The sequence below is a fragment of the Roseateles flavus genome, assembly GCF_039872765.1.
Taxonomy (GTDB): Bacteria; Pseudomonadota; Gammaproteobacteria; order Burkholderiales; family Burkholderiaceae_C; genus Roseateles_B; species Roseateles_B flavus.
Map to the genome: position 1 here is coordinate 19,739 of NZ_JBDPZC010000003.1, position 23,727 is coordinate 43,465.

Below are 23,727 nucleotides of genomic sequence, written 5' to 3' on the forward strand. Positions count from 1 at the left end.
AACACGAAGAAAACCCTTACCAGCCCCGAACGATGCCGAAAAGCATCAGATTTGGCCCAAACACCAAGGGTAATCACCAATAATTCGACCCAAAACTGAATCAAGCGCCTGTGACCTTCGTCACCTGTATGTAGGTCAACTACACACAATCAGAACTTGACTACAGCCGCTCCCGGCAGTGATTGCTCGATCGCCAGGGACACACCACCCATGGCGGCCAGGGTGTCGGTGATCAGCACCGTGGGAATGCCCGCCAGGTAAGACTGGAAGCGCCCCTTGGCCTCGAAGCGCTCGCGGAAACGGGACTGGAAGAAGGCCTCGCCCAGGCGCGGCACGATGCCGCCGCCCACATAGACACCGCCACGGGCACCCAGGGTCAGGGCCACGCTGCCGGCAAAACCGCCTAGCATGGCGCAGAAGCTGTCCAGCGTGCGCTCGCACAGGGCGTCCTGCCCGGCCAGGCCGCGCTCCAGGATCAACTCCGGTGTCAGCGCTTCCGGCGCGGCCTGGCCGCCGAGCACGGCGCACACCGCCTCATGCAGGGTCGGCAGGCCGATGCCGGAGAGCAGGCGCTCGGCGGAGACGTGCGCATGGCGCCCCCGCACATGGGTCAGCAGGGCGCTCTCGAAGTCATCAGCAGGCGCCAGGGTGGCGTGCCCGCCCTCCCCCGGCAAGGCCTGCCAGCCCTGCCCCGTCTGCAGCACCGCCGCGACCCCCAGCCCGGTGCCCGGGCCGATCACCGCCAGGCAGCCGGCCGCCGCGGGCAGCTGCCCGCCCCAGGCGCGGACCTGGTCAGCGCGCAGGCGCGGCAGCGACAGCGCCAGGGCCTCGAAGTCGTTCAGCACCCGCAGGCTTTGCAGCTGCAGCGCCGCCTGCAAGGCCTGGCGGGAGAAGCGCCAGCGGCTGTTCGTCAGCACCACCTCGTCGCCCGCGACGGCGGTGGCCACCGCGACGGCGGCATGGCGAGGCGCCGGGCAGCCGCGTCCCTGCGCCCGCAACTCCACAGCCAGGTCCTGGAGATAGCGGCGGACGGCCTCCTCCAGGCCTGGGAAGTCCTGGACGGCGTAACTGCGCAGCCGGGCCACCGGCGCGCCGGGGCCTTCCACCCAGCCGAAGCGGGCGTTGCTGCCGCCGACGTCGGCCACCAGCCACGGATACAGATCCTGCGGGCCGCTCATGCCCGCCCCTCGTGGCACATCAGGGCTGCGGGAACCGGCACCGGTGGGCCGGACACCCGGAGCCACTTCAACTTGTCTTGCATGGATGATCTTTCCTCGCTCGGCCTGCCGCGGTCCGGCCAGCCGTGGCGCCTGTAGTTTTACAAGCGCATTACATGCAGCGAAAGGTAGCAAAACTACATGCCGCTGACAAGCTCTCGCTAGCCCCGCCCGCAAGCTGTCTGCAGGACGCCTTCAATTCATGGCCGGTATTGAGGAAGAAATGCCGGGCAAGTCCCTGATCTGTCGAGCTTTCGTTCCACAATATGGCAAGCGCTGGCACTGCGGGCGCCCCTGCTGGTCAGGCCCACGGCCCGGCCCTGGGCATGTACCGATGCCCACCTGCTGTAGTTGCGTTACACCCTGACCCATCCCATGAGCTCCTTCGACAGCCCCCGACTGATCGCCGACATCGGCGGCACCTATGCGCGTTTCGCCCTGGAAGCCAGCCCGGGTGAGTTCAGCCACAGCGCCTCGCTGCGTTGTGCCGACTACAGCGACTTCCACGCCGCGGTCTCGGCCTACCTGGACGGGCTGGGCGGCGCCCACATCGAGCACGCTGCCATCGCCATCGCCAATCCAGTGGAGGGCGACCAGGTCCGCATGACCAACTACCACTGGCAGTTCTCCATCGAGGAGATGCGCCAGCGCCTGGGCCTGGACACCCTGGTGGTGGTGAACGACTTCACCGCCCTGGCCATGGCCATCCCGCGCCTGGGGCCCGGCGAACTGCACCAGATCGGTGGCGGCGAGGCCCGGCGCCAGAGCGTGGTCGGCGTATTGGGCTCCGGCTCGGGCCTGGGCGTGTCGGGCCTGATCCCGGCGGGGGACGCCTGGATCTCCCTGGGCTCCGAAGGTGGCCACACCAGCTTCGCCCCGCGTGACGAGCGCGAGCTGGCCATCCTGCGCTTCGCCTGGCGGCAGTTCGACCACGTCTCCTTCGAGCGCCTGGTCTCGGGCCCCGGCCTGGAGCTGATCTACCGTGCCCTGGCCGACCGCGCCGGGGAGGCCGCCAAGCCGCTCAGCGCCCCTGACATCACCCAGGCCGCGCTGGATGGCCGCGACGCCGTCTGCGCCGAGGCCCTGGAGGTGTTCTGCGCCCTGCTGGGCACGGCCGCCGCCAATCTGGCAGTCACGCTGGGCGCTTTGGGCGGCATCTACATCGGCGGCGGCATCGTGCCGCGCCTGGGCGAGTACTTCGCCCGCTCCCCCTTCCGCAGCCGCTTCGAGGACAAGGGCCGGTTCAGCAGCTATGTGGCGGGCATCCCCACCTTCGTGATCACGGCGGAGAACGCCACCTTCAAGGGCGCTTCCGCCATCCTGGAATCCCAGCTCAAGAGCCTGCACAGCAGCGCCGGCGCGGCCATCCTGGGCCAGATCCGGCGCGCCCGCAGCGAGCTCTCGCCGGCGGAGCTGCGCGTGGCCGAGCATGTGCTGGCCCATCCGCGCGACGTGCTCAACGCTCCCATCGCCGACATCGCCCGCGCCGCCCAGGTCAGCCAGCCCACGGTGATCCGCTTCTGCCGCTCCCTGGGCTGCGAGGGCCTGTCCGACTTCAAGCTGCGCCTGGCCTCCGGGCTCACCGGCACCGTTCCCGTCACCCACACCCAGGTCAACATGGACGACTCCATGGTGGAGCTGGGCGCCAAGGTGCTGGGCAACACGGCTTCGGCCATCCTGCAGGTGCGCAGCCAGCTCAACCGCGAGATGATCGACCGCGCCATCCAGCTGATGCTGCAGGCGGGCCGCATCGAGTTCTATGCCGCCGGCCACTACGGCGTGGTGGCGCAGGACGCCCAGTTCAAGTTCCTGCGCTTCGGCGTCTCCTGCGCGGCCTACACCGATCCACGCCTGCAGCAGCTGGCCGCCGATGTGCTGCGCCCTGGCGATGTCGCCGTGGTCATCAGCAGCTCGGGCCGCCTGCCGCAGCTGATGGACGTGGTGGAACGCGCCCATGCCCGCGGGGCCACGGTGATTGCCATCACCGCCAGCCAGTCACCGCTGGCGCGCAAGGCCGATGCGGCGCTGATCATCGACCACGTGGAGGACGTCAGCACCCATCTGCCCATGGTGAGCCGCATCCTGCACCTGCTGGTGATCGACATCCTGGCCGTGGGCGTGGCCCTGCGCCGCAATCCCGAGGCCATGCAGCTGATGGACGACGACGACAAGGCGGCCCTGGAACAACAGCGCGATGCCGGTGCCCGCCGTGCCGCGCCCGGCGTAGGCGTGGCGGCGCCGCTGGCCAGGCTGACTTCGCATACCCGCTGAAGCACCGCACGCGGGCTCCCCGCCAGCACATGCGCCGGCCCCGAGCTCCCGCGCTTCAGCGGCTCTTGCTGCCCGTCAGGCCGTTGATCCACGGCCCCAGGGTCGCCCCGGCCGCGGCCTGCAGGCGCGCATCCGCAGGCAGGCCTGCGGGGTCCAGCACGGCGCAGCTCTGCTTGCCGTCCTTGGTCTCGTAGAGGAAGGTGATGCGGTGCGTGCCGCTGGACGAGACCCACACGGCCGGCGCTTCACCGGCCGGCTGGCACAGGGCCACGCCCGAGACGCCTGGCAGCATCCAGCGGAAGGCCCAGGGCAGCAAGCCCTTGATGTCGCCCACGAGATTGCGCAGCTGCACGTCCGCGCGCCCCACCTGCTCCGGCGTCAGGCTGGCCACCTTGGGGACCACCTCGAGGCTCAGGCGCAGGCCCATGCTGCCCTTGGGTTGGTTGGGAATGAGCTTGGCCGTCTCGGCCTGCGCCGGCGTCAGCGGGGGCAGGCTCAGGGTGCCGTCCTCCGCCATGCCCACTGGCAGCTCCTGCTCGCTGTCCAGCTCCACCACCAGCCGGGTGCCCGGGGCCGGCAGCTTCTGCTTGCTGGCATGGGCCTTGAAGTCCAGGCGGATCAGCTCGCTGGCGTGCTTGCGGGCCACGCCGTCGATCAGGTAGATGAACTTGGCGGGCATGATGGCGGGATCGGGCGCGCGCTTGCCCTGCACCGCCACGGGAGCCAGGACCAGGTCCGGTGCGGCGGAGGCCGGGCTTGCAGGCACGGCGGCCGCGCTCTCGTTGGCCTGTGCATTCAGGGCCAGCGCGCACATCGCCAGGCCCGCCACGCCAAGGCTGCGGCGCCCACCGCAGCTGCTCTTGTTCTTGCTCATCGATTGTTCCTCTGTTCCGGCCCTCGCCGGTCCCTGTCATCCGGGTCCGCAGTGTAGGCAAGGCCTGGCCGTCGCGGATCGCCCAGATGACCTGCTGCTGCGCCAGGGGGACCAGATGCAGGCGGGGATGACGAGTGACGGCCGGATCGCCAGAGGGGGTCAGGTCTTGCCAATCGGCGCAGGCCGCTCGGCGCTGGCCGCCAGCAGCGCGGCCAGCGCCGAGCGCGCCGCCGGCTCGGGCTTCCCGCTGTCAGCCAGCAGATCCAGCTGGCGCTGGCTGAGCCAGCGATAGAGCTGCAGGGCTTCGTCGTCGCGCGCCGCCATCACCTGCAGATGGGCGGCCAGGACCCGCGCATCGCCCCGGGCCACCGGGCCGGCGATGGCCCCTGGCAGGCCGCGCTGCGAGGCGGCGTCCAGGGCTCCGCGGGCCAGCGGCATCAGGGCCGCCAGGGCCTGGTCGGCGGCCAGCCCGAGCTGTTCGAACAGGCTGCAGGCCTCGCTGAGCACCGACAGCACGCCGCTCGCCGCGATGTTGGCCGCGGCATGGTAGGCCGCCCGCTGCCTGCCGCTGAGGGCCAGCGGGCGCAGGCCCAGGCGTCCGGCAAGGCGATGCAGCTGCTCGCCCAGCGATCCGTCCGGTGTCTCGATGGCCACCACCGAGCCCTTCAGGCGCTCGCGGGCCGTCCGGGGATCGGAAAAGATCTGCAGGGGATGGAAGCCCCCGACCATGGCGCCGGCGCGGTGCGCCGTGTCCAGCACGTCCAGGCCGGTGGCACCGCTGCAGTGCACGGCAGCCTGCCCGCGCCGCCAGGGCAGACTGGCGGCCAGGGCCTCGATGGCGTCGTCCGGGGTGCTCAGGAAGACGATGTCCGCGACAGCCAGGCAGTCGGCAGCCGGCAGGGCGTGCACCCCGGGCAACTGATCCGCCAGCCGCTGGGCCGCCGCCGGATCACGGCTCGCAATGGCCGTCACCGCCTCGCCCTGCTCCGCCAGCGCGGGCGCCAGGCACTGCGCCAGACGCCCGGCTCCAATGAATGCGATACGTGGACTCATGCCCGCGAACATACCATCCCGTCAGCGGCCGGACGGCTCGGGCGCCAGTCCGGCCCCGGACGGTGCTCAGGGCTGGAGCTGCATCAGCTGCGCCTTGTCACGCAGCTTGCGAGCGATCTCGCCCGGGCTCTCAGGAACAGCAGCGCCCATGGCTCGCCGCTGGGTCTGCCCAAAGGCCTGGGCGGCCTTCGGACCCGGCATCCCGAGGCTCTGCACCTCCGCCAGGCGCATCTGCAGTGCCTGCGCCAGCTGGCCCTCGCTCAAGCTCGGCGGCCGTGACTGCACGCCGCCGCTGCGGAGCCGCATGCCGGTGAGCGTGTAGCAGCTGGAGAGGTCCTTGGTCGAGCGGTAGACCAGGTAGTAGCAGCCGCTGGCGATGGTGCCCGGACCGTTCCAGGTGAATTCATAGAAGCTGTCGAAGCTCGACCAGCTCGGATTCAGCGTGTACATGTAGTAGGACTTGGCACTGCTGCTGTAGGTGGCCAGCGTGAGGCTGTCGTACTTGTCCAGGCCTTGCGCGAAGTACTCGAATTCGTCGGAGACCCCCGAGATGATCTGCGAGAAGGTGAAGTCCTCCGTCCAGGACGTGAGGATGCTGTACTGGAAGAACCAGTCCCCCAGCACCGGCTTGAGCATGCGCACGCCCTCGGGCTCGCCCAGCAGGGGCGTGTCCGTGCCGAAGCCCAGATAGCGGCTGAGGGCCAGCTGCCGTCCATCCGGCAGCGTGAGCTGGGCGTTGCGTGCATCGGAGAAGCTCAGGCGCACCATGGACTGCGGAACCGGCACCAGCGAAGGCGCCTGGTAGGGCTGCCCGATGGCCTGCCCTCCGCGATAGGCCAGCCAGCTGCCCTCGTAGCTCGTGGCGCTCTTCATCTTGCCGCCAGTCACGTACCAGGTCGGGCGGCCGTTGCCGTCATACATGAAGGCGCCCATGAAGATCTGGTCGCCCTGCACCTCCAGCGCAAAGCCGCGCCCGCCCTCGGAGGCGTTCCACCACCAACCGGCCTCGGGTGCAAAGCCCCCCTGCGGCAGGCGCGAGCCGCCGCTGACGATGTCGTAGCGCTGGATGCTGGTACTGCTGCCGTCCGGCCAGAAGATGCGTCCGGCCGTGGCGCTGCTGAACTCGAGCCGGATGGCCCCCACCTCCCCGAGGTAGTTCGGGGACTTGTAGCTGCCGGTCAGGGTCTGGCCCGCCTCGTAGCGCAGCATCTGGCCGGAGAAGGTGCGGGCATCGCTCATCGGGCCGTTAACGACGAACCAGGTGGGATCACCATTGCGTTCATAGAGGAAGCCGGCCATGAAAAGGCCGCCGTTGCGGATCTCGATGGCATAGCCCCGGCCGCCCTCGCCCGCGTTCCACCACCAGCCCGACTGAGGAGCCGCCAGCGTGGCGCCCACCTCGCCCGCCGCCGCCGCCCGCACGGCGGACAGGGCGTTGACCTGCCCGGCGCCACACAGGCTCAGCGAGCAGTCACGGCCGGTGCCTCGCTTGAAGGCACTGACGGTATTGGTCAGGATCTGCTTGACCTGGTCCGGCGTCAGCGCCGGATTCAGCGAGAGCACCAGCGCCGCCGTGGCGGACACCACCGGCGCCGCCATGCTGGTGCCGGCCGCGTACAGCGTGGTGCCGTCGTTGCGGGGCGTCGTGCTGCCGCCGTCACCGAGAGAGAGGATGAGCGCATCGTCGTCGCCCCCCGGTGCGGAGAGCGTGACGCCCGAGCCATAGTTCGCATTGATTCCGCCGGCAACGCGCTCGGGCTCTGCCAGGAACCACTGCTGGGCGAAGCCCGGGTCGTTCGCCGTGGCGGCGATCTGCGCCCGGTGGTCCGGCTCGGCGAACTCGACCTCCTTGAGCTGGCTCAGCTTCTGAGCCAGCTGGCTCAGCCCGGCCTTCGTGCGGACCTCGGGGGCGGAGACGACCCGGGTGTCCAGGGCCGCCTGGCGCGCCCACTCGATGCGCTGCCCGCCCTGGGCATTGAGCCTCACCAGGGCTTCCTGGGACATGCGCAGGGCCTGGGTCTTGAGCGCCGAGGGGCGCAGGCGCAGCAGCAATCGAGGCGGCGTGCTCAGGACGTCAGCAGCCTCGGCAGGCTCAGCGTTCACCGCCACCGAGGCTCGCGACGGGCCTGGCGCGTCCTCGCGCGACGCGGTCCCGCCGCCACACCCGACCAGCACACCACCCGCGGCCACGACCGCGGTCAGCGATGAAAACAATCCCTTTCGCGCCCCGAACCCCTCAATTTGAAACCGCGTGAATTCCAGGAAACCCTAAACGTCCAGGAGGTGACCAATTCACGGCCAGTCGCGCGCCGCAACACCCCTCTCTGGAGCCATTGACTGCATCGCTCGCACCGCGGTGCGCCTGCGTCGGGGTGCAGGAAGGATCCGGCCGCGCTGCCGGGGCGGGACGGCCGGCGCCGGTCGATGGAGACGGGAGGCGCGGCGGCCCATGCGGGTGCCGCGCGGCACTCAGAAGGCGGGGATGCCCGTCTGCGCGCGGCCCAGGATCAGGGCGTGGATGTCATGCGTGCCCTCGTAGGTGTTGACCACCTCCAGGTTCACCAGGTGGCGGGCGATGCCGAACTCGTCGGAGATGCCGTTGCCCCCCAGCATGTCGCGCGCGGTACGGGCGATGTCCAGGCTCTTGCCGCAGCTGTTGCGCTTCATGATGGAAGTGATCTCCACCGCGGCCGTGCCCTCGTCCTTCATGCGGCCCAGGCGCAGGCAGCCCTGCAGCGCAAGGGTGATCTCGGTCTGCATGTCGGCCAGCTTCTTCTGAACCAGCTGGTTGGCCGCCAGGGGCTTGCCGAACTGCTTGCGGTCCATCGTGTACTGGCGCGCCATGTGCCAACAGAACTCGGCCGCACCCAGAGCGCCCCAGGCGATGCCGTAGCGGGCGCTGTTGAGGCAAGTGAAGGGGCCCTTGAGGCCGCGCACTTCGGGGAAGGCGTTCTCCTCGGGGCAGAAGACCTCGTCCATCACGATCTCGCCGGTGATGGAGGCACGCAGGCCCACCTTGCCGTGGATGGCCGGCGCCGTCAGGCCCTTCCAGCCCTTCTCCAACACGAAGCCACGGATGGCGCCTTCATCGTCCTTGGCCCAGACCACGAAGACGTCGGCGATGGGGCTGTTGGTGATCCACATCTTCGAGCCGGTGAGGCTGTAGCCGCCCGGCACCTTCTTGGCCCGGGTGATCATGGAGCCGGGGTCGGAGCCGTGGTTGGGCTCGGTCAGGCCGAAGCAGCCGATCCATTCACCGGTGGCCAGCCTGGGCAGGTACTTCTGCTTGGTGGCTTCGTTGCCGAATTCGTGGATGGGCACCATCACCAGGGAGCTCTGCACGCTCATCATGGAGCGGTAGCCGGAGTCCACGCGCTCCACCTCGCGCGCCACCAGGCCATAGCAGACGTAGTTGAGGCCGGCACCGCCGTAGGCCTCAGGGATGGTGGGGCCCAGCAGGCCCAGGGCGCCCATCTCGCGGAAGATGGCCGGGTCCGTCTGCTCATGGCGGAAGGCCTCCAGCACGCGGGGCATCAGCCGCTCGCTGCAATAGTCGCGGGCGGCGTCGCGCACGGCGCGCTCGTCGGCCGTCAGCTGCTGGTCCAGCAGCAGGGGGTCGTCCCAGTGAAAGCTTGCCTTGGTGGCCATGATGATCTCCTGTCCAGTCTTGTCTCGATCGCTGCGGGGCGGCTTTGCTGCACCTTGATGGGCGACAAGTATTCCTTGTGAGACGATTCGTGTCCAATACGAATAAGCCATTCAACGATAGGCAGCGAATATGGCAAGCTCACTGGCGACCGCCGCCCTCTCCCGCGTGGAACTGCGCCATCTGCGCTACTTCCTGGCCCTGGCCGAGGAGCTGCACTTCGGGCGGGCGGCACAGCGCCTGGCGATGTCGCAACCGCCGCTGTCCGTGGCGCTGCAGCAGCTGGAGTCGGCCGTGGGCGCGCGGCTGCTGGACCGCGACAGCAAGGGCGTGCGCCTCACCCCCGCCGGCGAGAGCTTCCGCGCCAGCGCGCAGGCCCTGCTGGGCCGCTTCGAGGAGGCCTGCGCCCAGGCCCGCGAGGTGCAGGCCGGCGAGGTCGGCCGCCTGCGCCTGGGTTTCGTGGGCTCCACGGTCTTCCATGGCCTGCCCGACTGGCTGGCCACCTTCCAGGACTCCCATCCCCGGGTGGAGGTGGTGGTGATCGAGCTGAACTCGCAGGACCAGATCCAGGCCTTGCTCCAGGAGGAGCTGGACCTGGCCCTGCTGCACACCGACCGCCTGCCCCCTGCCCTCACCTGCGAGCCGCTGTACGACGAACCCTTCCTGGCCTGCCTGCCCGCCTCGCACGCGGCCGCGGGCAAGCGCCGTGTGGCCCTGGCCTCCCTGAGCGACCAGCCCTTCATCCTCTTCTCCCGCCGCGGCTCGCCGGACTACCACGCCCGCATCGTCGAGATGTGCCGCCAGCAGGGCTTCTACCCGCGCCTGCAGCACGAGGGGCGGCACTGGCTGTCGGTGGTGTCCCTGGTAGCGCGGGGGCTGGGCGTGTCCATCGTGCCCGCGGCCTTCCGGGACGCCGGCATCCAGGGTGCGGTGTTCAAGCCGCTGGCGGAGACCATGGAGCGCAGCCGGGTGTTCGCGGCCTGGCGGCAGGACTCGGCGCCGGCCTTGCGGGTCGCTTTTCTGGAGGAGTGCCGGAGCGCTTGAGACCGGCGCCGAGCCTGCTGTCGATGCCCTCGATGCGCTCCGGCACGGCTGAAGCGGTACCCGCCGACACGGCGCCCGGCCCTGCGGCCGCGTGCCGGCTGACTCAATGTTTCAACGGGCAAGACCTGACCTTGGTCTTGCCAGCGAATGACCGGCCCAGAACGCCCCCTGGAGGCCCTCACAAGGGGCATGACATAATTTGCGCCCCAATCCGGGGAGGGTCACCGAGTGACCGGCGTGGATTCGGGCAGAGTGCGAGCGGGCGCAAGTCAGTGCCATGCCTCGCCACTCTCGCAAATCATCCGGGCGTTTCGGACCGGCTCCGAGGCAGCCCGGCAATAACGAAAACAAAAATGTCCAGGCCGCGATCCAGCGAGATGCGCGCCAGGGCATAGAACAGCAAGGTTCAATAATGAGCTTCCTCAATCGACCGGCCATGCGCCTGGGCGCCGCAGCCCTGGCTGCCGCCTGCTTCATGGCGCCTGCCCAGGCACTGGTGCTGGCCAATGGCGACTACGTGCAGTACGACTTCGATCTCTCCGGTCTGGTCGACACGTCCGCCCCTGCCCGCGGCCTGCTGATCCTGCAGCGTTACCGTGGCGACATTCTCTCTGGGTACGACAAGGTCAAGCTCGAGGTCTTCTATGCGAACGACGCCTCTCGGTCCTCCATCCCGGTCATCTGGACGACGATCACCGAGTGGAACTTCGGACCGACATCCGCCTGGGGCTTGCAGATGTATCGCTCGTCGGAGACGGACCGCCCGCTGGAGCCCATCATGACGAGCTTCAAGGGCTCCTACCGCATCACGGCGTTGTGGGGCTCCGTCGACCTGGTCGAGGCATCGGCCACCATACGCGACGTCGCCTTCAATGACGTGACTCAGGTGCAGTTTCGCGAGGAAGTGCCCGAGCCGGGCACCCCCAGCCTCCTGCTGGCAGGCGTCGCGGCACTCGGCTGGCTGGGCCGCAAGAGCCGGCCTGCGCTGAATCGCGAGCACCGGGCGGGCGCCCAGGCAGCCTGAATGCCCCGGGCTCTGCCTGGAGCGGCCCGATCCAGCGCCGCATTGACGAAGCCGTCCCTGCCCTGTCCGTCAGCCCTGGCTGTGCAGAAATGCCCCGGTCAGCGGTGCTGCACTTGAGGGCGCCGTGTTCAAGCCCCTTGGCCGAGGCCATGGAGCGCAGCCGGGTGTTCGCGGCCTTGCGGCAGGACTCGTCACCCGCCCTGCGGCAGGCCTTTCTGGCGGCCCGGCTGGGGCGTTGAGCCCTCAGCGGCGCAGGGCCTTGTCACGGACTGGCCTCAGCCACTGCAGCAGCTTCGCATACACCTCGGCATCGCCCAGCAGGGCCAGATGGCCCAGGCCGTAGCCGATCCACTGCCGCTCGGGCGCGAAAGCCAGGGTGCGCTGAGGGTCCGGGTGGCGGCCCAGGGCGCTGTCCAGGGGCACCAGACCGTCGCCCAGCAGGCGGTCCTTGAGGTCGTCGCGGCGGGCGCCGATGCTGCCGGCGACCGTGTAGCAGCGGATCTGAGCCGGCAGCGGCAGGTGCCGGGGCAGCGCCGGCCCGGGGCTGAAGCGATCGCGTCCCTGCCAGTCCTCCTCGAGCAGGCTGCCGTGGCGCAGATCCGTGATGCCCTCGCTGCGCACGCGGCCCAGGCGTGCAAAGGGCGTGGCATAGGGCGTCTGCTCCAGCAAGCGCTCGAACCAGTGACCCAGGCGTTCCAGCGGCGCGCCGTGGTGGGGCGTGCCCAGGAACAGCAGATCGCTCACCAGCGAAGGCCAGCGGTGCCCTGCAACGGCGCCTTGGTGCAGCGCGCTGCGCGCCACCAGGCCGCCCATGCTGTGGCCCAGCAGGGTCAGGCGGCGCAGCTCGCCGGGCCATTGCGCCACCAGGCGTTCCAGAAGGGTCGCCAGGGCCTGGCCGTTGCGGGCGATGTGCAGTCCGGTGTTGTAGCGGAGGTAGAGCGGCGTATAGCCGAGATCCCGGGCCAGCACGGCGCCGTGGTCATGGCCGCCGTACAGCCACTGCTGCTCGTTCATGCACAGGCCATGGAGCATCACCAGGGGCGCATCCCCCCCTTCAGGCAGCGCGCCGGACTGGAGGTCCAGCGGATGCCCGCCGTGGTGAATCGCCATGGGAATGGCCAAGGGGTTGTGAGTCCGCTCGAGGTGATCCCCCAGCACGCCGTTGAGGGCCGAGACCAGGGCATCACCCTGCGGCAGGCCGGTGCTGCGGCCCAGCGCGGGCTCCAGCAAGGCCAGCAGTTCGTCGGCCCCCGCACCCGCGACCCGCGTCACGCCTCGGATGCTGCGATAGACCAGCCCCGTCAGCCCGCCGGCGCGGTCCGGGGCCTCACGTCCGGCCGCCAGCGGGCCGTTCAGCACGCGGGCATGCACGGCTTCGACCAGGTCTGCCAGGGCCAGCGTGGCGCTGGCCGTGAGCTTCACGAGGCCGCGCACCGGATGCCCGCGGCGCGAAGGAGGTTCAGCCATGCCCGCATTCCCCGTCTGGTGGTGACGGGCCATTCTGCATCAGCGGGCGGCAGGGGCGCTCAATGCGTGTCCATCCTCAGCTGCCCGGACTCCACGGCGACCTCCAGCCTCAGGGCCAGCTCGCCATCCTTCGTGTGCACGAACCAGAAGGACGCCGGCACGCCGCAGCGGGTCCGGCCCTTGTGCGGCCCGATCGTATGCACGCCTGCTGCCGCATCGCCACCCAGCGCCTTGAGGGCGCGGTCGGTGAACTCGCAGTAGTTCCTGAACAGGCCGGCCTTGTCACCAGCGCGCTCGGCGGATGCCCGGGCCTGACTGGTCTGGAGGCGGAAGAAGCGCTCCGGCTGCTGGGAGCGGCAGGCCGCCCCCATGCTGTTGAGCAAGGCGACGCCCTCCCCGCGCGCCAGATCTGCCGGTGTGGCGGTGCGCGTGCCGGCGCAATCCTGCGCCCATGCCTGGGGTGTCCCCATGAGGGCCAGCAGAGTGGTGGCCACGAGCGTTCTGTTCAATTGCATGCCTGTTCCTGTGTTTCTTGTCCGTGTCAATTGTCCGGGCTCCTCATCCATGAAGCTGACTATGATCGCCCACATCCAGGCTGCCGGCCACGCTCAGGGCGCTGGCCGGCGGTCATGACAGGGAGGTGTGGCATGAGAGCTGTCCTTGCCCTGGCGACGGCGCTGGCACCGCTGCTGGCGCTTCGCGCCGGGCCCGCCTTCGGGGAACCCGCCGACGCCGGGGAGCCCCCGCTGCGCCTCTACTACTACGAGCGCCCGCCGTTCCACTACACCGATGATCAGGGCCGCGTCACCGGCCTGTTCGCGGACACCACCGAGCAGATCCTGCACCGTGCCGGCCTGCGCTTCGAGTGGGTGCGCATGCCCGCCAACCGCATCCTGCTGGCGCTGCGCAAGGAACCGGAGGTGGCCTGCTCGCCCGCCTGGTATGCCACGCCACAGCGGCAGGCCGACTTCTGGTTCAGCAAGCCCATATTGCGCGACAAGCCGCTCATCGCTCTGCTGCGTGCGGACTTCCCGCTGGAGCCCGGCACCACGGCCCGGGACTTCTTCCAGAGCCCCAAGGTGAGGCTGCTGCTCAAGCAGAACTTCTCGCAGGGCGCCTACATGAACGCGCTGATCGCCCGCATGCCGCCGGCACAGGTGCAGCAGGTATCCCTGGAGGTGCCGGCCATGGTGCAGATGCTCAAGCGCAACCGCGCGGACGCCATCATCACCACGGCCGAGGAGGCCGGCATCTTCGTTCGCCAGGCCGGCTATCCCATGAGCGAGTTCCTGGTCGTGCAGTTCCCGGATGTGCCGGCCGAGGAGTACCGCTACATCCTGTGCAAGCGCTCCATGTCCGCCCAGGTCCGCCAACGCATCGACGAGGCCATCCCCGCCCTGCCCTAGCGGCCGCCCGGAAGAAAAAAGCGCCCCGGTGAGGGGCGCTTCGCTGGAGAGTCCGCCGTGCTCAGCGGGCGGCGCGCTGGGCGCGACGCAGGGCGGCCGGCCTGGCCGCCGCGGCGCTGAAGCGCTTGAGGCGCCCCTCTGCCGCCTGGGTGGCCTTGGCGGAAGGACTGGCCGCGCTGGGCAGGAAGTTCGTCATGCGCGTCAGGCCCGGGGCATCGGTCTTGAGGTAGAGCAGATCCATGATGAAGCTGCTGCCGCTGCCGCTGCCGTCCACGCTGAAGACGGGCAGCAGGCTGGCCTGGCCGTAGTTGAACACATAGGCATAGCTGGTCGCCATCGGGCCGGTGGGCAGCTTGCCGTAGGTGACCAGGGTCTGGCGGGTGTCGCCCTGGACGCTGCGCAGGGTGCCACCGGACATGTTGAAGGGACCCACGGCGCCATCGACCAGGAACAGGGCCCAGCTGGCCGAGCCTCCCAGCCAGGAACGCACCGGCCACGTCTTGGCGCCCATCCAGCCCACCACCATGCTGCCCGGCAGCCATTGCTGCGAGCCGCCGTCGGGGGCACTGATCAGGGTGCGCACGGAGGGGCTGGGGCCGATGCCCAGCACATTCACGTACACATTGCCGCCCGAGGTCTGGGACTGGCCGAAGGCTTCGCCATCAGCCAGGGTGTACAGCACGCTCTTCGCGCCGCCCGCACGGGCGATGCCGATGACCTGGCCCTTCTTGCCGCTCAGGCCGAGGCTCTGCACCACGACATGGCTGGAGGTCAGCTGCACGTCGCTGGCCTGCACGTCCAGCGTGGCCAGGGTGTCGACGGCCAGGGTGTCGGTGATGTGCAGGATGCGGGTGCCGCTCAGGGACGTCAGTGCCAGGTAGCCGTGGGGGCCATCGCTGACCACCGTGCCCTGGTGGCTCTCGTCGGCCGCGAGGGTGGCCAGCAGCTTGGCGCCATCGAGCTTGGCCAGGTCCACGCCGTAGAGCTTGCCGCCTTCGATGAACAGCCAGATGCCCGGGCCCGAGGAGCCGATGTTGCCGTCGCTGAGGTTGTTGAAATCGGCGCTGCCCAGCTTGAACAGGGCCGTGGGCGAGCCCAGGTCGGCGTCCACCCGGCTGAGCTGCGTGCCCTTGCGCAGCACGAAGCCGGCCAGGGTGCCGTCGTTGTTGCGGATCTCCGCCACGGGCATGTCGATCAGACGGGCGGAGCTGCCGCCATCCATGTTGAGGCGCACGGCCCAGGCCTGGTTGTCGGCGCTGGTGTCGCAGCGGCCGTCCGGGCCGGGTGCGACCATGAACATCCACGAGCGCGACGGATCGGCGAAGTCACTGCCCATGCCATCCAGCATTGCCAGGTCCATGGTGACGCTGGAGCGACCGCAGACCTCGCTGCTCTTCAGGCTGGACAACAGCGCCGGCACCGGCACGCCACTGCTGATGGACTGGTCCACCTTGTACAGGCGGTTGCCCTTGAAGTAGGCGTAGTAGCGCTGCTGGACATTGCTCACCTGGCCACCCGACACGCTGGCCTGGATGACGCTGTGGTTCCAGAAGGACATCTGGCCACCGGCCTCGACCGTGCTGGTGCCCAGGCCAGGGTTGTCGGCCTTGACGGCCACCAAGGCCGGCGTGCCCGAGGTTTCAGGACCGTCAGCGAAGGTGGTGGTGACGTTCACCGAGGGGCCGGCGTAGGACAGCAGGTAATAGCCGGAGCCGCCCGAGCTGCCTGCATTGACCGTCACCGTAGCGCTGCTGCTGGTGACCTTGCCCACGCTGTTGCTGAGCACGACCTGGTAGCGGCTGCCGCTGTCCTTCAGCTCCAGCACGGGCGTGACGTAGCTCGCCGAGGTGGCCCCGGCGATGTCCACGCCATTGCGCTGCCACTGGTAGCTCACCGGCGCGATCTCGTTGGCCTCGGCCACCACGGACAGCGAGGCGTTCTGGCCCACGCTGACCGTCAGGTCACGCGGCTGCGTGGTGATGACGGGGGCAAGGGGCACGGCCACGCTGAGCAGGGCCGTGTCGGAGTTCACCGACTTCTTGTTGGCCGTCACCACGACACGGAAGCCGACGCCGTTGTCGGCCGCGGTGAGCTTGGGCGTGGTGTAGCTGGCGGCGGTGGCGCCTGCGATGTCGGTCCAGGCGCCGGCACGCAGCTGCTGCCACTGGTAGCTCATCGGGAAGCCGGCGGCATTGGCGTCGACGCGGAAGGTCACGGTGGCCCCGACGGCGGCCTTCTGGCTCGCCGGCTGCTGGTAGATCACCGGCGATGCGGCGCTCGTCAGGTGCAGAGTGGCCGGCAGGCTGGTGACGCTGCCGAACTCGTTGCTGACCTTGACGGTGAAGCGGGCGTTGTCGTCGGCCGCGCCCGTGGGCACGAACTCGAAGGTGCTCTGGGTGGCGCCGGCGATGGGCACGCCGTCGCGGCTCCACTGGTAGCTCAGGGTGCGAGCCCCGGCCGCGTAGACGGTGAACGGGGTCGGCCAGGCCACCATGCTGTTGGCGTCCTGCGGCTGCTGCAGGATGACGGGGGCCGACGTGCTGGCGCTGAGCACCAGGCAGCTGGGCAGGGTGATGTCGGTCGACGAAGGGCCGACCTTGACGAAATTGGACAGCAGGTCGCCCGTCTGGGCGAAGAGGGTGGCCACGCTGCCGCGGCGCATCACCACATCGAATTCGCCGGTGCTGCCGGTGTAGGCCGTCGTGCGGGCGCTGTAGTCCACGCCGTCGGCGAACACGGGGACGCCGGACTTGCGCTGACCCTTGTCGTCCTGCACGCAACCGTGCACCCGGATGGAGTCATAGACGCGGTCCGCGTTCCAGGTCGTGAAGTGGCTGACCTGGCCTTCGTAGTAACGCTGGCTGCCCTCACCCACCAGGCGCGCTTCGCCTTCCTGCACCCAGAGGCCGGTGGTCTCGTTCAGGTAGAAGAGCGGGATGGTCGCGGGCACCTCGGCCGAGCGCGTGGCCAGCGGGATGCGGATGACGGCGTTGACGCCCTTGGCCAGCTGAAGGTCCTGGCCGGCGCTGTCGCGCAGCATGACGGTCAGGGCGCCCAGGCTCTCCATGGGCTGCGGGGCGGCGCCTGCGGTGGCCGGCTGCGCCATGTAGCCGCCGGGCATGCGGGCCGCATCGGTCGCGGGATCGATGGGCGTGATCTCCACGGCGATGGTGCCGGTGTAGGCGGCGCCCTTGGCGTCCACCACGGCATTGGCGGGCAGGGTGACCCGGGCCGTCGAGTTCGGCACCTGGGCCGAGCCACCGCTGACAGCGTTCACGCTGGCCGTGGCACCCACACGCACCAGGCTGGCGCTCACGGCGCTGGCCACGCCCTGCTGCACCTGCGTCTTGGTCTGGTGACCGGCGTGACCGGCATGGCTGATGGCCAGCAGCGCGTCGCCCACCGGCAGCTCGGCCAGCGTGAAGGCGCCCTTGGCATCGGTGGTGGCGCTCAGCGTGCCACTGCGCACCGTGGCGGCCGCGATCGGCAAGCCGGTGCCGGCCTCATAGACGAAGCCGCTGACGGAGCCCGTCTTCACCACGACCGGCGGGATCGGGGGTTCGGGTGTGGGGGTGGGTGTTGACGAGTCGCCGCCGCAGCCGCTCAGCGCGGCGGCCAGACTCACGAGGCACGCGCCAAAGCGCAGGCGCCAGCCATGATTTCGCATGAGATTCCTCCCGAGGCGCCTGGACTTGGGCAGCTCGACCCAACGTCAGCTGCGGGGCTGCACGCGCTCTGCGGCACGCTGTGGACCAGCCCGTCCGTCCAGGACAAGATTGCTAAGGATCAGCGGCCTGCATCGCCCCGGACCTGCCCGCACGCGGGCACGCCGGGCCGCGCAGGGGGCCGCCTGATGTCGCCGCGGATTCTGCCGCCCGGGCCAGCCCCGGCATGCCGGGAGAGGTAATGGTTTGTAAGCCACCCCCTGCTTGGGCGGGTCATGCCGCCAGGCCCCTCATGCCGGCTCGACGGCGGGCGATGAGCGATGGGCGATCAGCGCCCTCAGCCCAGCACCGCCGTCACCTCGATCTCCACCTTGGCCCGGTCCTCCATCAGCGCCGCGACCTGCACCGCGCTCATGGCCACGCCGTACTCGCGGCCCAGCACCTCGCGGTAGACCTGCCCCACCTCCCGGCCGCGGGCCAAGTACTCGCGCTTGTCCAGCACATACCAGGTCATGCGGCAGATGTGCTCGGGCCCGGCACCGCCCTCGGCGAGCACGGCCTTGATGTTCTGCAGGGCCTGGCGGACCTGGTCGACGAAGTCGTCGCTCTCGAACTGGCACTGCGCGTTCCAGCCGATCTGGCCCGCCACGAAGAGCTGGCGGCCGGTGGCGGCCACGCCGTTGGCATAGCCCTTGGGTGCGGCCCAGTCGGCGGGCTGCAGAACGGTCTTGGGAGTCGTGGTCATGGGGTGCTTTCCTGCAGGCCGCCCGGGCTGCTCAAGGCGAGCAGGGCGCTGCGAATGTCGTCGGGCAGGGGCTGGGCACGGTGGGTCTCCAGGGACGTGCACACCAGCGACTGGCGGAACCAGGCCCGTCGTCCGTCGGGGCCTTCGTAGTGATGGAAGAGGCGCAGCGAGCTGCGTCCCAGGTGCTCGAGGGCCACACGCTGGCGCAGCACATCGCCCATGCGGCTGATGCGCTCGAAGCCGCTGTCCAGCTGCACCGTGGGCAGGCCCACGCGGCGCGCGCCGAGCAGGTGATCAAAGGGAATGCCCAGGCCGAAGGTGAAGAAGTCCTCCACCACGGCATTGAGCATCTCGTAATAGCGCGGGTAGAACACGATGCCGGCCGGGTCGCAATGGCCGAAGCGCACGCGCTCCTCGCGCTCGAAGATGAATCGGGGGGCCGGTGCCCTGCTGATGTCCGTCTCGCTCATGCCTTGCTCCTCAGACACCCAGGTAGCGCTGCCACAGGGCCGGATCGGCCTCCAGCGCCGCCGAGTCGCCCTGCCACACCATGCGGCCGCGCTCCATGATGTGGTGCGCATCGCCCAGGCGCAGCAGGCGCTGCACGTATTTGTCGACCACCAGGATGGTCTGGCCCTGGGCTCGCAGCTCGGCGAGCACGCGCCAGATCTCCTCGCGCACCAGGGGAGCCAGGCCCTCGGTGGCCTCGTCCAGGATCAGCAGCTGCGGGTTGGTCATCAGCGCGCGGGCGATGGCCAGCATCTGCTGTTCGCCCCCGGACAGCTGTGCCCCGCCATGATGGCGCCGCTCGGCCAGGCGCGGGAAGGCTTCGTAGACGCGGGCCAGGGTCCAGGGCCGGGGCAGGCCACGCCGGTTGGCGGCGAAGGCGACGAGGTTCTCCTCGACGCTGAGATTGGGGAAGATCTGCCGCCCTTCCGGCACCAGGGCCAGGCCTTGCCGGGCGATGCGCTCGGGCGACCAGCCGGTGACGTCCTCGCCACACAGGCGGATCCGGCCGGCGGCGGGTTTCAGCCAGCCCACCAGGCACTTGATCAGGCTGCTCTTGCCCATGCCATTGCGGCCCAGCAGGGAGCGCACCTCGCCCTGGCGCACGTCCAGATCCAGGCCGAAGAGCACAGGGCTGCGACCATAGGCAGCCTCCAGGCCGCGGACTTCCAGCACCGTCTCGCTCATGCCGCGTCCTCCGCTGCGGGCATCTCGTCGCCCAGGTAGGCCTCGCGCACGCCTGCATGGGCACGGATGTGCTCGGGCGTGCCGCTCGCGATCACCCGCCCGCCCACCAGCACCGAGATGCGCGTGGCCAGGCGGAAGACGGCGTCCATGTCGTGCTCCACCAGCAGCAGGGTCATGTTCAGGCGCAGCAGCTGCAGCAGCTCCAGCATGTGTTCGGATTCGTCAGGTCCCATGCCGGCCATGGGCTCGTCCAGCAGCAGCAGGCGCGGCTTGGCGGCCAGGGCCAGGCCGATCTCCAGCTGGCGCTGCTCGGCATGCGAGAGGCTGCCGGCCGCGCGCTCCAGCTGCGAGCTCAGGCCCACCTTCTGCGCCAGAGCCTCGGCCTCGGCCATCACCACGATCTGGGTGCGGCGCGCCTGCCACCACTGCCGGGCGCCGCCGCGGCGGGTCTGCACCGCGAGCACGAGGTTGTCCAGCACGCTGCAACGCGGGAAGACGCTGGTGATCTGGTGGCTGCGCACCAGGCCGGCCTGCACACGCGCGGCCATGTCGAAGGGGGCCAGGTCTTGCCCCCGGAAGCGGATGCAGCCGCCGTCAGGCCGCAGGCTGCCCGCGATCTGATGGATCAGCGTGGTCTTGCCCGCGCCGTTGGGCCCGATGAGGGCATGGACCTCGCCCTCCAGCACCTCGAAGCTGGCCTCGTCCGTGGCCCGCAGCGCGCCGAAGCGCTTGACCAGGCCTTGCACGCGCAGGAGCTCAGCCATGGGCGCCCTCCCCCCGCTGCGCCCGGCGGATGCGCAGGCCGGCCAGCAGGCCCGCCAGACCCTTGGGCGCCACCATCACCACCGTCAGCAGCAGCAGGCCCAGGGCCAGCTGCCAGTGCAGGGTGTAGGCCGACAGCAGCTCCTCCAGCAGCAGGAACACCGCAGCGCCCAGCGGACCGCCCCACAGCGCCCCCGCACCGCCGAGGATCACCATCACCATCAGCTGGCCTGACTGTGCCCAGTGCAGCATCTGCGGGCTCACCAGGCCGTTGAGGTTGGCCAGCAGCGCGCCCGCCAGGCCGGCCTGTGCACCGGCCAGGATGAAAGCGCTGCACTGCAGACCGAAGACGGGCGCACCCAGGGCGCGCATGCGGCCCTCGTTCTCGCGCACGCCCTGCAGCAGCAGGCCGAAGGGCGAGTTCAGCAGGCGCTGCAGCAGGGCCATGCAACCGGCAAAGCAGGCCAGCACGCAGAGGTAGAAGCTCGTGTCGTCCTTGAGATCCACGCCCGGCAGCAGGGAGCGCTGCGGCAGCGGGAGCCCGTCATCCCCGCCATAGGCCTTGAGGGACACGGCCAGGTAATAGAACATCTGCGCGAAGGCCAGCGTGATCATGATGAAGTAGACCCCGCGCGTGCGCAGCGCCACCAGGGCCACCAGGCCCGAGGCACAGGCGCTCACCGCCATGGCCAGCGGCCAGGCGACCAGGGCTTGCTGGCCCAGGCCGCCGCCGTTCATCAGCGCGCCCACCGTGTAGCCGCCCAGGCCCATGAAGGCCGCATGGCCGAAGCTCACCAGGCCGCCGAATCCCAGGATGAGGTTGAGGCTGCTGGCCGCGATGGCGAAGATCAGCACGCGGGTGGCCACACCGGTGTAGAACTCCTGGCCCATCAGCTGCAGCAGCCAGGGCAGGCCGGCCAGCGCCAGCAGCAGCAAGACCTGACCCCACAGGCCCAGGCCCGGGTGGTCCAGCCTCAGGGGCGTGGAGGAAGACGCAGCGGTGGAAGTGGTGGAGACAGACATTCAGCGCCGAGCAGGAAAGAGGCCTTGCGGACGCCAGAACAGCACCGCAGCCATCAACACATAGATCAGGATGGATGCCAGCGCCGGGCCCAGGCTCGAGGCCAGCTCCGGCGAGGCCAGCGCGCGCAGCAGGGCCGGCAGCAGCGTGCGGCTGGCGGTATCCACCAGCCCCACCAGCAGCGAGCCGATCAGCGCGCCGCGGATGGAACCAATGCCGCCGATGACGATCACCACGAAGGCCAGGATCAGGATGCTCTCCCCCATGCCCACCTGCACCGCCAGCAGCGGGCCCAGCAGGCCGCCGGCCAGCGCACACAGGGCGGCGCCCAGGCCGAAGACCAGGGTGAAGAGCTTGCGGATGTCCACCCCCAGGGCCTGGGCCATGGCGCGGTTGGACGCCCCCGCCCGCACCCACATGCCCACGCGCGTCCGCGTGACGCCCCACCACAGCCCCAGCGCCACCACCAGGCCCACGCCGATGATCAGCAGCCGGTAGGCCGGATAGAACAGCCCAGGCAGCAGCTCCACCGGCCCCGACAGTGCGGCCGGCGTGTTGAGCATCAGCGGCTGCTCGCCCCAGAGGATGCGCACCCCTTCGTTGATCATCAGGATCAGCGCGAAGGTGGCCAGCACCTGCGAGAGGTGGTCGCGTTGGTAGAGCCGGCGCAGCAGGCTCACCTCCAGCAGCATGCCCAGCACCGCCGTGCCCGCCACCGCCGCCAGCAGCCCCAGCACGAAGCTGCCCGTGGCCGCCCCCACCGCCGCCGCCAGGTAGGCGCCGACCATGTACAGCGAGCCATGAGCCAGGTTGATCATGTCCATGATCCCGAACACCAGCGTCAGCCCGGCGGCCAGCAGGAAGAGCATCAGCCCGAACTGCAGGCCGTTCAGCAACTGTTCAGCAATGAGTACGAGGTCCATCAGAGGCAGGCACGATCAAGAAGGTGTCCCCAGCGGGGATCGCGGGTCCAGCGCAGTTGGCAAGAAGAGATCCCCTTCCCCAAGCCGGCCGCCCGCACAGCGCATGAGGATCCGGCTCTGCCGGTCCTGCATGCGCGCCCCCCTGGGGGGCCGGCGAAGCCGGTAGGGGGGGCGGGCTATTTCATCTTGCAGAGCGGCGCGTAGGCGTCTGCATGCTGGCTGAAGATCTTGCCCAGGGTCTTGTTGGTGACCCGACCCTGGCCGTCCTTGCCGATGATGCGCAAGTAGTAGTCCTGGATGGGGTACTGGTTGTTGTTGAACTTGAAGGCCCCGCGCACGGAGGTGAAGTGCGCGGCCTTCAGGGCCTTGAGCAGGGCGGGCTTGTCTTCGATCCGGCCCTTCACATCGGCCACCGCGCCGTCGATCAGCAGCGCGGCGTCGTAGCCCTGGCTGGCATAGAGCGAAGGCAGGCGGCCGTACTCCTTCTGGAAGTCGGCCACGAACTGCTTGTTGGCCGCGTTGTCCATGTCATGCGCCCAGTGCGAGCTGTTGAACATGCCCAGCATGGGCTCGCCCACGGCCTTGATCACGTCCTCGTCCGCCGAGAAGCCGGGGCCGAAGAGCGTGATGTCGCGCGAGAGGCCGGCGCCCACGAACTGCTTGATGAAGTTGATGCCCATGCCACCGGGCAGGAAGATGTACAGGGCGTCCGGCTTGGCCGCGCGGGCCTGCGCCAGCTCGGCGGCGTAGTCCAGCTGACCCAGCTTGGTGTAGATCTCCTCGGCCACCGCGCCCTTGTAAAAGCGCTTGAAGCCGGTGATGGCGTCCTTGCCCGCGGGGTAGTTGGGGGCGATCAGCACCACCTTCTTGAAGCCCTTGTCCGTGACGACCTTGCCCACGGCCTCGTGCAGGTTGTCGTTCTGCCAGGCCACGTTGAAGAAGAAGGGATTGCACTGCTCGCCCGCGTACTGCGAGGGGCCGGCGTTGGCGGACACATAGGGCGTCTTGCTGTCGAACACCGTGGGGCCCACGGCCAGCATGATGTTGGAGAAGACCACGCCGGTCATCACGTCGACCTTGTCGCGCTTGAGCAGGCGGTCGGTGGCCTGCTTGGCGACGTCGGGGTTCTGCTGGTCGTCCGCGATCACCACCTCGGCCGGCAGCCCGCCCAGCTTGCCGCCCTTGTGCTTGAGCGCAAGATTGAAGCCGTCACGGATGTCCACGCCCAGGCCGGCACCGGCGCCGGACAGGGTGCTCAGCATGCCGACCTTGATCTTGTCGGCGGCCTGCGCAGCCGGCGCCAGCGCCGTCAGGGCCAGGGCTGCAGCGACAGCGCGCGTGGGGGTCAGGTCTTGCTTTCGGAACAGGCGGGGCAGGCTCATGCGGGTCTCCATCCGGTCATTTGGGGGAAAGAA

Annotated in this window: 19 protein-coding genes; 4 read left to right on the top strand and 15 right to left on the bottom strand. The window is 69.6% G+C overall.

What is annotated here, in order from left to right:
• Positions 1-149: 149 nt before the first annotated feature.
• A complete protein-coding gene (glk, locus tag ABDJ40_RS07970; protein WP_347608547.1) occupies positions 150-1,178 on the bottom strand; it encodes a glucokinase in 1,029 nt (342 codons plus the stop codon).
• Between the two features lie 414 nt (positions 1,179-1,592).
• Between glk and ABDJ40_RS07975 the strand changes: the two genes are divergently transcribed.
• Complete coding sequence (locus ABDJ40_RS07975) at positions 1,593-3,488, top strand: glucokinase (protein WP_347608550.1); 1,896 nt, start codon at positions 1,593-1,595, stop codon at positions 3,486-3,488.
• A 55-nt stretch (positions 3,489-3,543) separates the two neighbouring features.
• Here the strand turns inward: ABDJ40_RS07975 and ABDJ40_RS07980 are convergent, their stop codons facing one another.
• The 4 genes from ABDJ40_RS07980 to ABDJ40_RS07995 all read right to left on the bottom strand — a co-directional run bounded on the left by ABDJ40_RS07980 (position 3,544) and on the right by ABDJ40_RS07995 (position 9,063).
• The gene (locus ABDJ40_RS07980; protein ID WP_347608553.1) at positions 3,544-4,362 is read right to left on the bottom strand and encodes a hypothetical protein; all 819 of its coding nucleotides are present in this window, start codon (positions 4,360-4,362) and stop codon (positions 3,544-3,546) included.
• A gap of 159 nt (positions 4,363-4,521) precedes the next feature.
• Positions 4,522-5,415 (bottom strand): Rossmann-like and DUF2520 domain-containing protein, encoded by an 894-nt coding sequence (locus ABDJ40_RS07985; protein ID WP_347608556.1) that lies wholly within the window; start codon positions 5,413-5,415, stop codon positions 4,522-4,524.
• 66 nt (positions 5,416-5,481) lie between these two features.
• Entirely contained in the window at positions 5,482-7,518 is a 2,037-nt protein-coding gene (locus ABDJ40_RS07990; RefSeq protein ID WP_347608559.1) for a S8 family serine peptidase, read from the bottom strand.
• A 366-nt stretch (positions 7,519-7,884) separates the two neighbouring features.
• Positions 7,885-9,063, bottom strand: a complete 1,179-nt coding sequence (locus tag ABDJ40_RS07995) for an acyl-CoA dehydrogenase (RefSeq protein ID WP_347608562.1) — start codon at positions 9,061-9,063, stop codon at positions 7,885-7,887.
• Between the two features lie 130 nt (positions 9,064-9,193).
• On the opposite strand from ABDJ40_RS07995, the gene ABDJ40_RS08000 reads away from it, so the two are divergent.
• Together ABDJ40_RS08000 and ABDJ40_RS08005 are read left to right on the top strand one after the other, a co-directional pair.
• Positions 9,194-10,105, top strand: a complete 912-nt coding sequence (locus ABDJ40_RS08000) for a LysR family transcriptional regulator (protein ID WP_347608565.1) — start codon at positions 9,194-9,196, stop codon at positions 10,103-10,105.
• A 412-nt stretch (positions 10,106-10,517) separates the two neighbouring features.
• Positions 10,518-11,129, top strand: a complete 612-nt coding sequence (locus ABDJ40_RS08005) for a PEP-CTERM sorting domain-containing protein (RefSeq protein ID WP_347608568.1) — start codon at positions 10,518-10,520, stop codon at positions 11,127-11,129.
• A gap of 243 nt (positions 11,130-11,372) precedes the next feature.
• On the opposite strand, the gene ABDJ40_RS08010 is transcribed toward ABDJ40_RS08005, so the two are convergent.
• Both ABDJ40_RS08010 and ABDJ40_RS08015 read right to left on the bottom strand, forming a co-directional pair.
• Positions 11,373-12,596 (bottom strand): esterase/lipase family protein, encoded by a 1,224-nt coding sequence (locus ABDJ40_RS08010; RefSeq protein ID WP_347608571.1) that lies wholly within the window; start codon positions 12,594-12,596, stop codon positions 11,373-11,375.
• 59 nt (positions 12,597-12,655) lie between these two features.
• The gene (locus ABDJ40_RS08015; protein WP_347608574.1) at positions 12,656-13,111 is read right to left on the bottom strand and encodes a hypothetical protein; all 456 of its coding nucleotides are present in this window, start codon (positions 13,109-13,111) and stop codon (positions 12,656-12,658) included.
• A gap of 132 nt (positions 13,112-13,243) precedes the next feature.
• Here ABDJ40_RS08015 and ABDJ40_RS08020 point away from each other — a divergent pair, with 132 nt between their 5' ends.
• Positions 13,244-14,002: a substrate-binding periplasmic protein gene (locus ABDJ40_RS08020; protein WP_347608577.1), complete on the top strand. Its 759-nt coding sequence runs from the start codon at positions 13,244-13,246 to the stop codon at positions 14,000-14,002.
• 61 nt (positions 14,003-14,063) lie between these two features.
• On the opposite strand, the gene ABDJ40_RS08025 is transcribed toward ABDJ40_RS08020, so the two are convergent.
• The 8 genes from ABDJ40_RS08025 to ABDJ40_RS08060 all read right to left on the bottom strand — a co-directional run bounded on the left by ABDJ40_RS08025 (position 14,064) and on the right by ABDJ40_RS08060 (position 23,694).
• Entirely contained in the window at positions 14,064-17,669 is a 3,606-nt protein-coding gene (locus tag ABDJ40_RS08025; RefSeq protein WP_347608580.1) for a carboxypeptidase regulatory-like domain-containing protein, read from the bottom strand.
• 335 nt (positions 17,670-18,004) lie between these two features.
• Positions 18,005-18,412 carry a RidA family protein gene (locus ABDJ40_RS08030; RefSeq protein ID WP_347608583.1) on the bottom strand — a complete coding sequence of 136 codons (408 nt, stop codon included), beginning with the start codon at positions 18,410-18,412 and terminating at the stop codon, positions 18,005-18,007.
• Positions 18,409-18,882: an acyl-CoA thioesterase gene (locus ABDJ40_RS08035; RefSeq protein WP_347608586.1), complete on the bottom strand. Its 474-nt coding sequence runs from the start codon at positions 18,880-18,882 to the stop codon at positions 18,409-18,411. Before ABDJ40_RS08035 ends, ABDJ40_RS08030 begins: the two co-directional genes overlap by 4 nt.
• A gap of 10 nt (positions 18,883-18,892) precedes the next feature.
• On the bottom strand, positions 18,893-19,606 hold the full coding sequence (locus ABDJ40_RS08040) for an ABC transporter ATP-binding protein (RefSeq protein ID WP_269629471.1): 714 nt from the start codon (positions 19,604-19,606) through the stop codon (positions 18,893-18,895).
• Positions 19,603-20,370, bottom strand: a complete 768-nt coding sequence (locus tag ABDJ40_RS08045; RefSeq protein ID WP_347608591.1) for an ABC transporter ATP-binding protein — start codon at positions 20,368-20,370, stop codon at positions 19,603-19,605. The genes ABDJ40_RS08040 and ABDJ40_RS08045 overlap by 4 nt, the downstream gene beginning before the upstream one ends.
• Positions 20,363-21,391 (bottom strand): branched-chain amino acid ABC transporter permease, encoded by a 1,029-nt coding sequence (locus ABDJ40_RS08050; protein ID WP_347608593.1) that lies wholly within the window; start codon positions 21,389-21,391, stop codon positions 20,363-20,365. The genes ABDJ40_RS08045 and ABDJ40_RS08050 overlap by 8 nt, the downstream gene beginning before the upstream one ends.
• The gene (locus ABDJ40_RS08055) at positions 21,392-22,312 is read right to left on the bottom strand and encodes a branched-chain amino acid ABC transporter permease (RefSeq protein ID WP_347608595.1); all 921 of its coding nucleotides are present in this window, start codon (positions 22,310-22,312) and stop codon (positions 21,392-21,394) included.
• A gap of 176 nt (positions 22,313-22,488) precedes the next feature.
• Positions 22,489-23,694: an ABC transporter substrate-binding protein gene (locus ABDJ40_RS08060; protein WP_347608597.1), complete on the bottom strand. Its 1,206-nt coding sequence runs from the start codon at positions 23,692-23,694 to the stop codon at positions 22,489-22,491.
• Between the last annotated feature and the right edge of the window lie 33 nt (positions 23,695-23,727).

Excerpts from the sequence above, each read along its gene's own strand:
- ABDJ40_RS07995 (WP_347608562.1), bottom strand. The coding sequence starts at position 9,063 with ATGGCCACCAAGGCAAGCTTTCACTGGGACGACCCCCTGCTGCTGGAC.
- ABDJ40_RS08050 (WP_347608593.1), bottom strand. The coding sequence starts at position 21,391 with ATGTCTGTCTCCACCACTTCCACCGCTGCGTCTTCCTCCACGCCCCTG.
- ABDJ40_RS08035 (WP_347608586.1), bottom strand. The coding sequence starts at position 18,882 with ATGAGCGAGACGGACATCAGCAGGGCACCGGCCCCCCGATTCATCTTC.
- ABDJ40_RS08060 (WP_347608597.1), bottom strand. The coding sequence starts at position 23,694 with ATGAGCCTGCCCCGCCTGTTCCGAAAGCAAGACCTGACCCCCACGCGC.
- ABDJ40_RS08025 (WP_347608580.1), bottom strand. The coding sequence starts at position 17,669 with ATGCGAAATCATGGCTGGCGCCTGCGCTTTGGCGCGTGCCTCGTGAGT.
- ABDJ40_RS08030 (WP_347608583.1), bottom strand. The coding sequence starts at position 18,412 with ATGACCACGACTCCCAAGACCGTTCTGCAGCCCGCCGACTGGGCCGCA.
- ABDJ40_RS08020 (WP_347608577.1), top strand. The coding sequence starts at position 13,244 with ATGAGAGCTGTCCTTGCCCTGGCGACGGCGCTGGCACCGCTGCTGGCG.
- glk (WP_347608547.1), bottom strand. The coding sequence starts at position 1,178 with ATGAGCGGCCCGCAGGATCTGTATCCGTGGCTGGTGGCCGACGTCGGC.
- ABDJ40_RS08000 (WP_347608565.1), top strand. The coding sequence starts at position 9,194 with ATGGCAAGCTCACTGGCGACCGCCGCCCTCTCCCGCGTGGAACTGCGC.
- ABDJ40_RS08010 (WP_347608571.1), bottom strand. The coding sequence starts at position 12,596 with ATGGCTGAACCTCCTTCGCGCCGCGGGCATCCGGTGCGCGGCCTCGTG.
- ABDJ40_RS07985 (WP_347608556.1), bottom strand. The coding sequence starts at position 5,415 with ATGAGTCCACGTATCGCATTCATTGGAGCCGGGCGTCTGGCGCAGTGC.
- ABDJ40_RS08045 (WP_347608591.1), bottom strand. The coding sequence starts at position 20,370 with ATGGCTGAGCTCCTGCGCGTGCAAGGCCTGGTCAAGCGCTTCGGCGCG.
- ABDJ40_RS08005 (WP_347608568.1), top strand. The coding sequence starts at position 10,518 with ATGAGCTTCCTCAATCGACCGGCCATGCGCCTGGGCGCCGCAGCCCTG.
- ABDJ40_RS07975 (WP_347608550.1), top strand. The coding sequence starts at position 1,593 with ATGAGCTCCTTCGACAGCCCCCGACTGATCGCCGACATCGGCGGCACC.
- ABDJ40_RS08040 (WP_269629471.1), bottom strand. The coding sequence starts at position 19,606 with ATGAGCGAGACGGTGCTGGAAGTCCGCGGCCTGGAGGCTGCCTATGGT.
- ABDJ40_RS08015 (WP_347608574.1), bottom strand. The coding sequence starts at position 13,111 with ATGCAATTGAACAGAACGCTCGTGGCCACCACTCTGCTGGCCCTCATG.
- ABDJ40_RS08055 (WP_347608595.1), bottom strand. The coding sequence starts at position 22,312 with ATGGACCTCGTACTCATTGCTGAACAGTTGCTGAACGGCCTGCAGTTC.
- ABDJ40_RS07980 (WP_347608553.1), bottom strand. The coding sequence starts at position 4,362 with ATGAGCAAGAACAAGAGCAGCTGCGGTGGGCGCCGCAGCCTTGGCGTG.